The 11757-nt window shown below is 50.1% G+C and carries 13 protein-coding genes; 5 read left to right on the top strand and 8 right to left on the bottom strand.

Going from position 1 to position 11757, the window contains the following annotated elements; all coding sequences use genetic code 11:
• The first annotated feature begins 13 nt into the window (after window positions 1-13).
• Window positions 14-676, top strand: coding sequence for a class I SAM-dependent methyltransferase (locus LCF57_RS11825; protein ID WP_226000856.1), 663 nt, complete (start codon window positions 14-16; stop codon window positions 674-676).
• Window positions 677-760: 84 nt separating this feature from the next.
• Window positions 761-1462 (top strand): HAD family hydrolase, encoded by a 702-nt coding sequence (locus LCF57_RS11820; RefSeq protein ID WP_226000855.1) that lies wholly within the window; start codon window positions 761-763, stop codon window positions 1460-1462.
• A gap of 129 nt (window positions 1463-1591) precedes the next feature.
• Here the strand turns inward: LCF57_RS11820 and LCF57_RS11815 are convergent, their stop codons facing one another.
• The 6 genes from LCF57_RS11815 to LCF57_RS11790 are packed head-to-tail and all read right to left on the bottom strand — an operon-like array spanning window position 1592 to window position 8353.
• On the bottom strand, window positions 1592-2782 hold the full coding sequence (locus LCF57_RS11815; protein WP_226000854.1) for a YheC/YheD family protein: 1191 nt from the start codon (window positions 2780-2782) through the stop codon (window positions 1592-1594).
• Window positions 2764-3279 carry a GNAT family N-acetyltransferase gene (locus LCF57_RS11810; protein WP_226000853.1) on the bottom strand — a complete coding sequence of 172 codons (516 nt, stop codon included), beginning with the start codon at window positions 3277-3279 and terminating at the stop codon, window positions 2764-2766. Before LCF57_RS11810 ends, LCF57_RS11815 begins: the two co-directional genes overlap by 19 nt.
• Before the next feature lie 16 nt (window positions 3280-3295).
• A complete protein-coding gene (locus LCF57_RS11805) occupies window positions 3296-4405 on the bottom strand; it encodes a YheC/YheD family protein (RefSeq protein WP_226000852.1) in 1110 nt (369 codons plus the stop codon).
• Window positions 4402-5772 (bottom strand): YheC/YheD family protein, encoded by a 1371-nt coding sequence (locus LCF57_RS11800; protein WP_226000851.1) that lies wholly within the window; start codon window positions 5770-5772, stop codon window positions 4402-4404. Before LCF57_RS11800 ends, LCF57_RS11805 begins: the two co-directional genes overlap by 4 nt.
• 12 nt (window positions 5773-5784) lie before the next feature.
• Window positions 5785-6939 (bottom strand): YheC/YheD family protein, encoded by a 1155-nt coding sequence (locus tag LCF57_RS11795; protein WP_226000850.1) that lies wholly within the window; start codon window positions 6937-6939, stop codon window positions 5785-5787.
• Window positions 6940-6982: 43 nt separating this feature from the next.
• Window positions 6983-8353, bottom strand: coding sequence for a YheC/YheD family protein (locus LCF57_RS11790; protein WP_226000849.1), 1371 nt, complete (start codon window positions 8351-8353; stop codon window positions 6983-6985).
• Between the two features lie 162 nt (window positions 8354-8515).
• Between LCF57_RS11790 and LCF57_RS11785 the strand changes: the two genes are divergently transcribed.
• The 3 genes from LCF57_RS11785 (at window position 8516) to LCF57_RS11775 (ending at window position 10749) form a co-directional block, all read left to right on the top strand.
• The gene (locus tag LCF57_RS11785; protein ID WP_025717648.1) at window positions 8516-8860 is read left to right on the top strand and encodes a YlbF family regulator; all 345 of its coding nucleotides are present in this window, start codon (window positions 8516-8518) and stop codon (window positions 8858-8860) included.
• Window positions 8861-8932: 72 nt separating this feature from the next.
• Complete coding sequence (locus LCF57_RS11780; RefSeq protein ID WP_226000848.1) at window positions 8933-9217, top strand: hypothetical protein; 285 nt, start codon at window positions 8933-8935, stop codon at window positions 9215-9217.
• 197 nt (window positions 9218-9414) lie between these two features.
• Window positions 9415-10749: a DRTGG domain-containing protein gene (locus LCF57_RS11775; protein ID WP_226000847.1), complete on the top strand. Its 1335-nt coding sequence runs from the start codon at window positions 9415-9417 to the stop codon at window positions 10747-10749.
• A gap of 43 nt (window positions 10750-10792) precedes the next feature.
• Here the strand turns inward: LCF57_RS11775 and LCF57_RS11770 are convergent, their stop codons facing one another.
• Both LCF57_RS11770 and LCF57_RS11765 read right to left on the bottom strand, forming a co-directional pair.
• On the bottom strand, window positions 10793-11290 hold the full coding sequence (locus LCF57_RS11770; RefSeq protein WP_025717645.1) for a hypothetical protein: 498 nt from the start codon (window positions 11288-11290) through the stop codon (window positions 10793-10795).
• A 12-nt stretch (window positions 11291-11302) separates the two neighbouring features.
• Window positions 11303-11632, bottom strand: a complete 330-nt coding sequence (locus tag LCF57_RS11765; RefSeq protein ID WP_013309582.1) for a YtrH family sporulation protein — start codon at window positions 11630-11632, stop codon at window positions 11303-11305.
• Between the last annotated feature and the right edge of the window lie 125 nt (window positions 11633-11757).

Genomic DNA, 11757 nt, shown 5'->3' with positions numbered 1-11757 from the left:
GGAGGCTGCATCCATGAACACTGCGGACCCGTATTTCTCCCGTTTTTTTGTATATTCTGATCCCAACTCCTCCAGCCTAATCTATAGGCTACCCCAAAGCTGGTGGAGCCGTCCCTATGAGTATGAGTGGTGCCTGCAATTTATATCTGGGCAGGATACGGTGCTGGACGCCGCATGTGGTATCCCGCATCCATTCAAATTTGAGCTGGCTCGGCGCTGCGCTCAGGTCTATGCTTGCGATCTGGATATACGGATTGTTTCCGTAGATGCCATTTTGGCCGAGGTGCGGCGGGATATCGGAGAGGAGGCCGCCGAACGCATTCAGGAAATTTTACCAGTTCGCCTCCACTCCGCACACGCCAATTTGACTGCCCTGCCCTATGAGAATGCCAGTTTTGATAAAATTGTATGTATTTCGGTGCTGGAGCATTTAACACCTGATGAATCGTTGGCAGCCTTGCGTGAATTTCATCGAACTTTACGGGATGACGGGATGCTCCTGTTGACGTTTGATTACCCTACGGTTGACCTTGCGGCGATGGAGCAATGGATAGAGCAGGCGGGATTTTCGTATTGGAGCGGTGCTGATCTCAAGCTTCCACCTGGTGCTTTACACACGAATATGTGGGGCGGCTTGCATTGTTTTAGGGCTGTTTTAAAAAAATATAAGAGCTAACGGTATGCGCAATGAGGTTTACACAGACCTCTCTTATTGCTTATCATGAGAGGGGTTGGAGTTGTAAACCTACATAGGAAAGGAATGACTGATAACTACATGAACAATGCACCTGTGTTGAAGAAACCTGGGGCTATGGTATTTGATATGGACGGTACACTTTTTCAGACGGAGACGCTGCTGCTTCCTGCATACCACAAGCTGTTTGATACGCTGCGCGCCGAAGGGCTTTATGAAGGAGAGACTCCTCCCGAGGAGCTTATTTTGAATAGTTTGGGCATGCTGCTGGATGAAATCTGGAGAAGAGTGATGCCAGAAGCCAGTGAAGCAGCCCACAGAAGAGCGGACGAGCTACTGCTTCAGCTGGAGCTAGAGGGATTGAAGAACGGAAGTCATGCTCTGTATCCACATGTAAAAGAAACACTCCAGGCCCTCCATGAGCAGGGCGTACGATTGTTTGTAGCAAGTAACGGGCTGGAGGATTATGTAAAGGGGATCGCCGCTGCCTATGAAATGGTTCCCATTTTTGAAGGATTATATAGCGCTGGGGAATACAGCACGCTTTCCAAAGTGAATTTGCTGGAAATTCTGTTGAGCAAGCATGAGATTTCGAACGTATGGATGGTAGGTGATCGTTCCTCTGATGTGGAAGCGGGTAAAAAGAACGGACAGACGGTTATCGGCTGCGCTTATGCCGGATTTGGCGTAAACGACGAGTTGAAGGGTTCGGATGCGATTATTACGGATTTCACGCAGCTGCTTACGCTTTATAAAAATGCCGAGTAATCACGCACCACCGATTACTGGTTCACAGATCAGATTACTGCTTCTAGATACGCCTGACGCGTCATATATATAAGACACAAACATGCAAGCGATGTCGCGCAGACAACAAAACAAAGGAAGGCAGCCACTTTACGCGGAGCCTTCCTTTGCCTTATTCTCTGTTTTATTTTCGGGTTTATCTTCTGTTTTATCTTCTGTTTTGTAATCCGTCTGAGGCTTTGGATTAATCTTCGTATTGTAGACCCACAAGGCGTATTCCATAGGCTTGGCGATGGCACGGCGATAGGTCTCTTTTTCACCAATACGTGAAAATACCTCGCGGGCTGGCTTTGGATTGACCTCCAGCACGTAAATATGACCGTCCTTGTTGATCGCCAAATCAAGCGCAAGCTCACACAATGCCCCGTAGCTTTCCTCCAGATAAGCAGCAATATCCAGCCCAAGCTTTTCCCCTTGCTTGATGATTTTCTCTCTATGGTTTTCATCCTGAATCCATTGCGTTAGCAGTTGTTTCATCGGTACCGCTCTGCCTCCGCCATGGAGGTTGGAAGTGACGCTTCGATGCGCCCCGATTCGTCCGGCGCATCCGGTTAATTCCCATACCCCTTGGCTGTTTTTCTGTACCAGCATGCGATAATCATGCACCCTGCCATTTGGCAACTGTACAGGAATGCCTTCCTGAACGATGTAGTTATCCATGTTCCATCTGCTTAAACGTGGCTCCAGACGGTCAAGACGTACCCGTTGCTGGGGAATAATATGACGCTTGTGATTGCGGCCCTCAATCAGATACAGGCCTCCTTGCCTGTTAACAGGCTCAATGCGTAAAATACCGCGCCCCCCCGTACCGTTAATCGGCTTGAGATATACCAGTGGATTCTGTTTGAGCATCCGCTTTATACTATGAAATCCACCGAACAGCTCGGTTGCAGGCAGATGGGGGCGAAAGGCAGCTTTCCTCGCAAGCTGCTGATGAATCGCCCATTTATTGCTCAGCGGTCGGTTTAAATAGACAATGTCTGTATATTGCAATCGAAACTGCTTCAATTGAAGATACCGCTCACTACGCTGCACCCGGCAACGGTCGAATATCATGTCCGGGAATTCCCGCCATTTTCGAGTCCATTTACCGCTGTGTGGATCATAGATTTGGGCAAGAAGCAGCCTGCGATCCTTATGAACATCTGCAGGAGTGAATACATACGTATCCAGTCCCAGTCTTTTCCCTTCTGCAATCATGCGCTCATATATGTCGCGCTCCTCCAATTGCTTCTTGTTGTTCAAATACAAGGTCATGATGCCTAGGACAGGTTTTGGCACAGCATTCCACCTTCCTCTGCCGTCTGCTCATCTTCGGATAGCTCCCCGCGAAATATCAGCGTGGGTTTTCCGGTCGGTCCAGTCGTCATTTCATGCGCAACAAGTCCAGCGCGAAAACAGGTTTTGAGACTGGCTATATTATCGGCGGCTACGCTGCACGTCAGGCGGTGCAGCTGTTTGAGCTGGGCGGACAGCAGTCTAGCACCCAGTCTGCGGCCCCGGTAAAGCGGACGAACGATCACGATGCACGCATCCTTACCGTAATTCAGAGCGAGGGAAAAACCTGCAATCCGCAGGCCCTTCTCTGTGCGCACATAAGCGCACAGGAGGGAGGAGCCTGGATTGTTCAATTGCTCCGGCGTTAGAACGGCCAACTGCCGCTGAGCATTGCGAGTAATGCGCATGCCGCCTGAACTTCGGGCCAGAAACAGCAACTGTCGTCGTCTCAGCAGCCAGCTCCGGGTGGGCAAATGTTGAACATCACTAATTTGCGGCATGATTCCACTTCCTTGATTATGATTTCATTCGTCCAGCCAAAAAGGAGCTGTACTGGAATATGCGTCTAAGCGATTTTTGACGGATTTCCGGCTCGTCGAATTTCATTGGTTTGGCATTGGCTTCAAAAAACCAAAGAGTACCATTCGTATCTACGCCCAGATCCATGGACATTTCTCCGTGGGAGAGGCCAGACGCGCGTTCAATTTGACGTGCAATCTGAATGGCCGTATTTTTAATTTTGTTCAGTAAATCCGTGCTGTCCTCAGGCCCAAACAGAGAGGAAAGGAGCTTGAACGGGTCCTCCACACTTCCACCACGCGGGACATGTGTCGTAATGCTTCCTTTACCCGCCAGTCTGGCGCCGACCCCGGTAATGCTCCATGAGCCGCGGACATTTTTTTGCACCAGGATACGCAGGTCGAAGGGCTTTTTCTGATAGGTTGCCAGATCGATACCCTGCTGAATGATATAAGGTGAATTACCTGCTTCCCGGCGAATACGTCCCCACAGCCGGGACAGCGACACGGATCTGTAGGTTACGCTTTTTTTGTCATGCTGAATGGTTAGCCTGTAGGCCATCAGATGCTCTGGCCGGAATTTAAGAATCATAATCCCCTTTCCGGCCTTGCCATTCTCCGGCTTGAGATACAGGTATGGAAACGCAGACAGCATCTTCCCCAAGGAAGACAGGTTGCTTAATCTTTTGGTTGCTGGAACGAGCTGACGTGTAGATTCCGAGGTGCGGAGCCACTTGAACAGTTCCCACTTGTTAAAAAAGCCCGGATTGTACAGCTCAATGCCAGAAGTTTGTGAAATTTCCTCCAGTTTTGTACGAACAGAGGTTTTAAGCTCATAATTACGGTTTGGGATGCGATTATAAATGACCTGCGGAAGCGGGAAATTTTTTTCCTCCCAAGCCTGTAAGGTTTTGTTGAAGATGTAGCCTTTGACCGTTTCAGCTGCCAGCTTCAGATCCCTGACGGTAACGATGTACACCTGATAGCCCATTCGTGTTCCCGTTTCAAGGATATCCCTAAAGTTACGCTGATTCCCCTTGAAGAATTGCCCATCGTCGTGCACGGTCAATACAGCAACGACCGGTTTTTGCTCCGCCCGGGTATTCATAGTTCCTCTTTTCTGCGGAATTTACTGAGGTAAAGACAGTGGTCCAAAATATGCTCCACGGATGCTTTACCCTCCGCACGCAACGATGGATGTTGAAAAATGGATCGACCGGGCTTGGAGTTGGCTTCAAACATCCATACCTTTTCCTGCTGATCAATGCCCAGATCGAAGCCGATTTCACCCAGCAGATGCTGATGATGGTTCTCAATGGCTTCCGCGAGCGTAATCGCTACATTCTTGGCACGTTGAAGTACCTCGCCCCCCCGATCTCCAAATACCCGGTTCAGCGCCTGCTCCGGTGTCATCAGGGAGCCACCGTTTTTAATATGAGTCGTGACACTGCCACGACCGGCTTTTTTGGCTCCAATTCCGACGACGACCCATTGGTTATTGCCGTTCTTGTGCATGTGAAACCGGAAATCAATCGGGCAATTGTCAATCTCGATCAGCTGAATTCCTTGCTGAATGACGTAGCCTTTTAATGTCTGGCCCTGATTGGACTGAAGCATACGGAGCATAGAGTTAAAAGAGGTGAAGCGCAGTAATACATTGCTATTTTTTTTGCGATACCTTACAAAATAGCCTTGCTTGGGAACATGGGAAAGCCGGTAGATTCCTTTGCCGAGACTGCCTCCGCTTGGCTTGTAATAAGCAAATTGATGGCGTTCCAGCATGCCCCGGATTCGTTCAGAGCTGGGATTCATATACGATTCAGGGACATAGCGGTTGACTTCTGGATTACTTTCCAGCAGATGATAGATATCTGATTTATTGAAAAAGCTCCAGTTAAAGAAGGGAATTCGTTTGCGGGAAAACCGCTCGCGCAGCTGATTGATCGCCGGGGAAAAATCAGAGCGACGACTCGGCAAACGATTATAAATCACATCCGGCAGAGGTACGAGTTTACGTGTAAATTCCCCGCTGGATGATAGAAAATAGCCGTTAATCGTATCATTTTGCCAGTTGATATCCCGAGGGGTGAAGGCAAAAATATAAGATTTCTTGCTGCCTTCCTTCAGCAGCTGCTTAATAAAGCCTGTGCGTGATCCGAAAGGGCGGGTGGTGGAGTTGGTGCCGTCAGACAGTACTCCAATCAACGGCCCTAGCTGTACATCACCGTCCAGATTGCGCAAATAGATGGACCCGCTTTTGGGAACACGGATTGCATTACGTAAGCCGGAGGTCAGGTATAGATGACGTCCCGCCTTCTGAATCGGCTTCACTGTGGCGGGAATCTGATCCTTACCGAGCCGTAAACGAATGGACTTGGCTCCGGATAAATTAAGGCTTTTCAACAAGGCAGTGGATATATAAGCCACCTTGTCGGGCTGCTGTGAGAAATGCACATTGCAATGCGTTAAACTCATCTGTTTATCCTCCTATACCGTATGTTCAAGGGAGGCGCCCGCGCCTTGTGGCCCCGTCGTTTTGGATTGGGTCATTAAATATCGGGCATACTCGAGCGGGCGGTTGATCGACCGGAAAGCGCACTTTGGCTGACGGATCTGAAAAAAGGAAGCCCGACCAGGCCGGGAATTAACCTCCAATAGCCAAATGTTCCCGTCCCGATCAATACCATAATCAATCCCCAGCTCGCCAAGGCGGCCATATCGTTCCTCCAGCGCCCCGGTAATGGTCAAGGACAGCTTCATCATCTGCCCGATGATGTGACGCGTGCTGTCCGCGCCAAATTGTTCACGAAGATAAGGCTCTGCCGGATGCGCTTCGCCTCCGCCGTGCAGATTGGAGGTCAGCGTTCCTTTCCTGCCTTCTCTCACGGCAAAGCCCGTCAGGCACCAACAGCCGTGGCCGTCCTTTTGCATAAGTGCGCGGACATCAAAGGGACGGCCGCTTTGACTCGTTAATTTCAAATAAGGCTGCACGATGTAGGCGCGTTTGTCTGTAATTCCGTTGATCCATGACAAGCCTGCATCCAGCTCGGAAAACAAACGCCGGAACGGGCGGTTTCGGGGGTCTCTGCCTTGTATGAGCAGTCCCCGATCTCCTCCCGCCAGGCGGAGATACAGCGTCCCCTTGCCGTGTGTTCCGGCTTGAGGCTTCATAAACAGCCCCGAATGGCGTCGCAGCCACTCCACAAGCTGGGCCGTATCCCGGTAAGGTGCCGTAGGCGGCACAAAGGGACGCACTTCATCTACCTTGTGCAGAGCGCGGTACACCTGCCATTTGCCAGGCAGGTTGCGCGACCAGTAGAGGAGCTTGCGTGATTTCTGCTCCGCCATTTCTTCCAACGTGTGTCCGACATTCTGGCTCTCATGGACATGGAGACAGCGGTTATACACAATATCCGGCAGGGGAAAGCGACCGGATGTCCATACTCCGTCATGATAAACATAACCTCGTATGGAATGCTTTTCAGGTGAAACTCCTTCGGCGGTAAACGCCATTACGCTGAGACCAGAGCGCCTGCCCAATAAACTCAGCCTGCGGCAAAAATCGGCTTCGGTAATGGGGGGGATGGCGGCCTGATTCCGGCTAACGAGCACGCCCAGCGTGCCTGGCACGACAAGAGACACCAACAACAGCTCCTTTGGCAGCCGGACCCTGGAAGAGAGGGATTCATTTGAAACCGGCTGAATAACGGCAGTATTCAATCATTTTTTTCACGGACGGACGGGTTTTCTGATCATTTAATGGTGTATTGTCATTCTTCGACGGCTTGGAGTTGACTTCCAGCAGCCAGATGTGTCCCGTGCTGTCAATGGCCAGATCAATGCCAAATTCCGCAAAATGGGCGGGAATCGCCTTCTCAACTCCGCTTGCGATATTCAGTGCAGCTGTCTTGAGAGAGAGGAGGCCATTCGATTTGATGGCCGCGGGCAGTGTCGTTTTAGCCAGTGCTTCTTTGACCGTACTCAGCGTGCCGCCTCGCGCCAGGTTAGACACAAAGTGGCTCCCTCCGGCAATCCGGGCGACAATGGATGTCACCGTCCAGGCCCCGGTCGCATTCTTCTGCACGAGCGCACGAAAGTCGACCGGACGCTTACCGTGATCAATCAGGGTAAGTCCCTGCTGGAGCTGAAAGCGTGTTGTTTTCATTTTCCCTGCCAGGCCTTTGTACAGCTTGTCGACATTGGCATACGTTTTCTTTCGGGGTGCACCCGCTGTCGTGGATAGTACAGAAAAGGTACCGTCCGTTTGCTTACTAATACGCATGATGCCTTTGCCCAGGCTCCCGCGAACCGGTTTAAGAAAAACAGTGGGATACTGGTTGCACATTTTTTTGAATACGGCAAAGGTTTGCAGCAAGTGGGACTCGGGTAAATACTTGCGCAGGGAAGAATTAGATTTAAGCGCATCAAACACTTCATTCTTATCCAAGAACTTTTCATTGAAAATGGCCGTACCGTACTGCGATTTTACTTCTTTCATGAAATGCTGTACGCTAGTTCTGTTCTCGAGTTTACGGGAGGTAAGCCGGTTATTGACGACATCGCCGGCGGGCATAACCGTCTTTTTCCAGCTTCCGTCGTACACCCATCCCTGAACCCGACCGGGCTGGCTTCCGATATGCTCCGGGGTAAAAAAATACACATATGCTCCTTGTCTACGACATTCCCCGACCAGTTCATGGCAGAACAGGGTGATCGACCCGAAAGGCTTATCAGGCTGTTCGGGATAGTCCCGGCTGACCAGCACGCTAATAAGTGGGCCCACTCGAAGTGTCCGGCGGCCTCGGCTGTAGGTTACTCGCAGTTGACAATTGGAATGAATCCCCATTTTACGGGCCAGCACGCTTCCTACACGTAGGCCGCTGTAGCGGGGTACCGAAATGACGGTAACCTCTTGGCGGAACGAACCGAAGGCGAGCTGAACGGGGTGGCCTGCGGATATTTTCCATTTGCGAAGCAAGGACTCGCCGACCATGAGTACGTCATCCTGCAAGATGCCCGATCCGATGATTTGAATCGTTGTTTTTTTGATGGACATCGTGGATCTCCTTCCGGGCAGCAACTTGATGTCTTGAAAGTAACGGGAAACGTAAATGGGCTGTAATAGCACTGATTCATCATATGAGGACATATATACCTTGGTGATTGACGGACAATGTGAAATGTTGACACTATACTTGTACTGGAGGAATGAACAATTATGAATATCTATGACAAAGCACATGATTTAGCAAAAGCATTGAAGGAAAGCAAAGAGGTAGAGGAAATTACGGCAGCGATGAAGCTGATTGAAACTGATCCGGAAGCCAAACAAATGCTGGACGATTTCCGTCAGCGCCAAATGGAAGTTCAGCAGCGGATGATGAGCGGCGATATGCCGGCACAGGAAGAGATGGAAAAGATGGAAAAGCTGTTCGAGGTCCTTAGTCTGAACCTCAACATCCGTCGTCTGTTCGACGCAGAGCGCCGTCTGAGCGTGATCATTGAGGACGTCAACAAAATTATTTCAGACAGCCTTCAGCATTTGTATGGTTCTTCTATGTAAGTTTGTCTCATATTCCTTCCTGTCCTCTCATAGACTAGATACATAGAGTCACAGGGAGAGGAAGGGATACAATTGGGTTCTCTTAAAAAATGGAAACACGGTTTGTACACACTGATTGCTTTAGCTATGGTGTTTGTTGCGGTGCCGCGCATCTCGCTTGCAGGCGGTTTGAACTGGGTCAACGGCTTTGGTATCGTGTGGGTACTTTTTGCGTTGCTTGTCATCGGCGCGAACCTGCATTTTTTGCTGGGTGTGGATGAGGAAAAGCGCAAAACGCTGGAGCGTGTGCGGCGGGCCAAAGTGCAGCAGTGGCAGATGAAGTGGGATAATAAAACGGACAAAGGCAGCATGCTGTGAGCCTTTCCCTATGATCCTGAGCTTGCTCCGATGCTACACATGAAGCACAGTTAAGAAGCGGTCCCTTGTAAAAAGGGGATCGCTTTTTGCTATTTCCGAGGTAATGATATCGAAATGAACAAGGGTCTAAAATAAAGGAATTTTGTGCTATAATAGATACAGAATGATACAGATTGAACGTTGGGGGTGTAACAGAATTGGACGGGCTAGATGAAGCAGTTACGAAGCATGAGCAATTATTGCGTCATATCGAGCAGTTAAAAATAGGCTCCAAAATTTCTGTACGCAGGTTGGCTAAAGAAATGAGCGTCAGCGAAGGAACGGCTTATCGGGCCGTGAAGGAAGCGGAAAACCTGGGAATTGTCATTACCAAGGAACGAATTGGAACGGTAAGGGTAGAAAAGCGTCCACGCGGTTTGTCCGAGCAGCTGACCTTTGCAGATGTTGTGAATATCGTGGAAGGACATGTGCTGGGCGGAAGCGAGGGGCTGGAGAAGCCTTTGCATAAATATGTCATCGGGGCGATGCGCGAAGAGGCCATGGCCCGTTATATTGATGCAGGCAGTTTGCTGATCGTAGGTAACCGGGAGGATGCGCATTCTCTTGCACTGGAGCAGGGGGCAGGCGTGCTGATTACAGGGGGATTTGGTACGAGTCGGGAGGTCAAGCAGCTGGCCGACCAGATCAGTCTGCCGATTATTTCCTCGCGCCACGATACCTTCACCGTGGCTTCCATGATTAATAGAGCGATATTCGACCGTTTGATCAAAAAGAAGATTATGCTGATTGAAGATATAGCCGCAGGTAAACCAAAGACGCTGACATTGAAAATCAATAGCACGCTCACCGAATTTGAAGAGCTTTCGAAGACGACCGGGCATCATCATTTTGCCATCGTGGATGAATGGAATCGTTTAATAGGCATCGTCAGCCGCAAAGATGTGGAGGGGCTCCTGCCCGAGCATACGATGGACAAATGTCTGATCCGTAATCCGGTAACGGTCACCTATCAGACTTCGTTGGCCTCAGCCGCGCAGATGATGGCGTGGGAAGGTGTGGATTACTTACCAGTTGTAGACCGTAACCGCAAGCTGCTAGGGTCTGTTACACGGCGTGAGGTGCTGGAGGCGCTGCGCAATGCCCAAAAGCAGCCACAACTTGGCGAGACGTTCGACCAGTTAATTTGGAACGGGTTTGCCGAGGAACGTAATGAGGACGGATCGTTGTTTTTTCGTGGCTTTATCATTCCGCAGATGGCCACCAATTTGGGTACGATCTCGGAAGGCGTGCTGGTCAACGTCATGACACAAGCGGGTTATCGAGCGGCTAGAGACATGAGCGGCAAGGATTATGTGCTTGATAATTTGATGACATATTTTATCCGACCAGTACAGATTGAGGATGCAGTCGTCCTGCGTCCGTTGCTGCTTGAGATGAGCCGTCGTACCTGCAAGCTGGAAATTGCAATATCACGGGAAAATCATTTGGTATGCAAAGCGGTAATGACGCTTCAATCCATTGAACACGGATAGCGTCAATGGACTGGAGCGAGGTGTGGGGACAGAAAAGAACGGCTCAGTGACTCTCGGGAAGCTTTTCCTTCGCCTCCAGCCAAATTTGCAGCACACCTTCCATTACAAGCATCGTTTTGACCTGGATCGTATACTCCTTGTCGCGAACGGTGTATTTTTTTTGATGCAGCAGCATGCGTACCAGCTTGCTGTCGGAGTCAATCTCGAACATATCTCTGCCGCGCAGTACCTCCAAATCTCGAATGACACGGCGAAGTAGCTCCTTCAGGTTAATAGAGTCAATTTTTTCAGCCGACGTTTCCTCTGCGGTTAGCTTGATTTCTTTGATAACGGTTTGGCGCTTACTATATTTGCGCAGTGTTTTGTTGTCCTCTTGAGCTTGCTGGAGCTGGAATTGAAGATCCTGATTGTTTTTCCACAGCTCATTGAAGCTGGCGTGCCAGATGGCATTATAGACCATTCCTCCGGTAATCATACCGAGTACAAAGACGGAGGATAATTGCATAAAAGGACGTAGACGCTCAAAGGGGGGGACTCTCATGGTCGTTTCACCTCACGGCCGTCCGTTGCCACACACCCATTTGACCAGCTCCGCACCCATATGAGCGCCTAAAAAGGCGAAGATCAAATACAGAATTTGCTTAATGGCAGGTGACAAATTGCCATCCAACATATTGCTCTCAATAACCCGGATCGGGTCCATCGTTCCCCCCACAGCGGCGGCAAGTGCCCAAATTTTAATCCTCCCGGCAACCTCCAGCATCGTCTGGGTGGGTGGCTGAAGCGATACCACAGCTCCCATTCCGCCGAGCATGGCTCCCCCGAGCACGATGCCGAAGGCGATGAAGAAGTCGAGTATCGCTTTGGATATAAAAGTGCTCATGCTCTTTTCCTCCTTGAGTGTGCACATCAGGTCCGCGCTTGTCCGCCCGGTTCTGTACTTTTATTGTATGGGCGCTACTAACGCGGATATGATAAAATAGTTTGAAGAAAAACAAGCGGTGAAAG

Source organism: Paenibacillus sp. BJ-4 (genome assembly GCF_020404765.1).
Lineage (GTDB): Bacteria > Bacillota > Bacilli > Paenibacillales > Paenibacillaceae > Paenibacillus.
The sequence above is the reverse complement of the archived record's forward strand: the minus strand, read 5'-3'. Positions and strand labels throughout refer to the sequence as shown.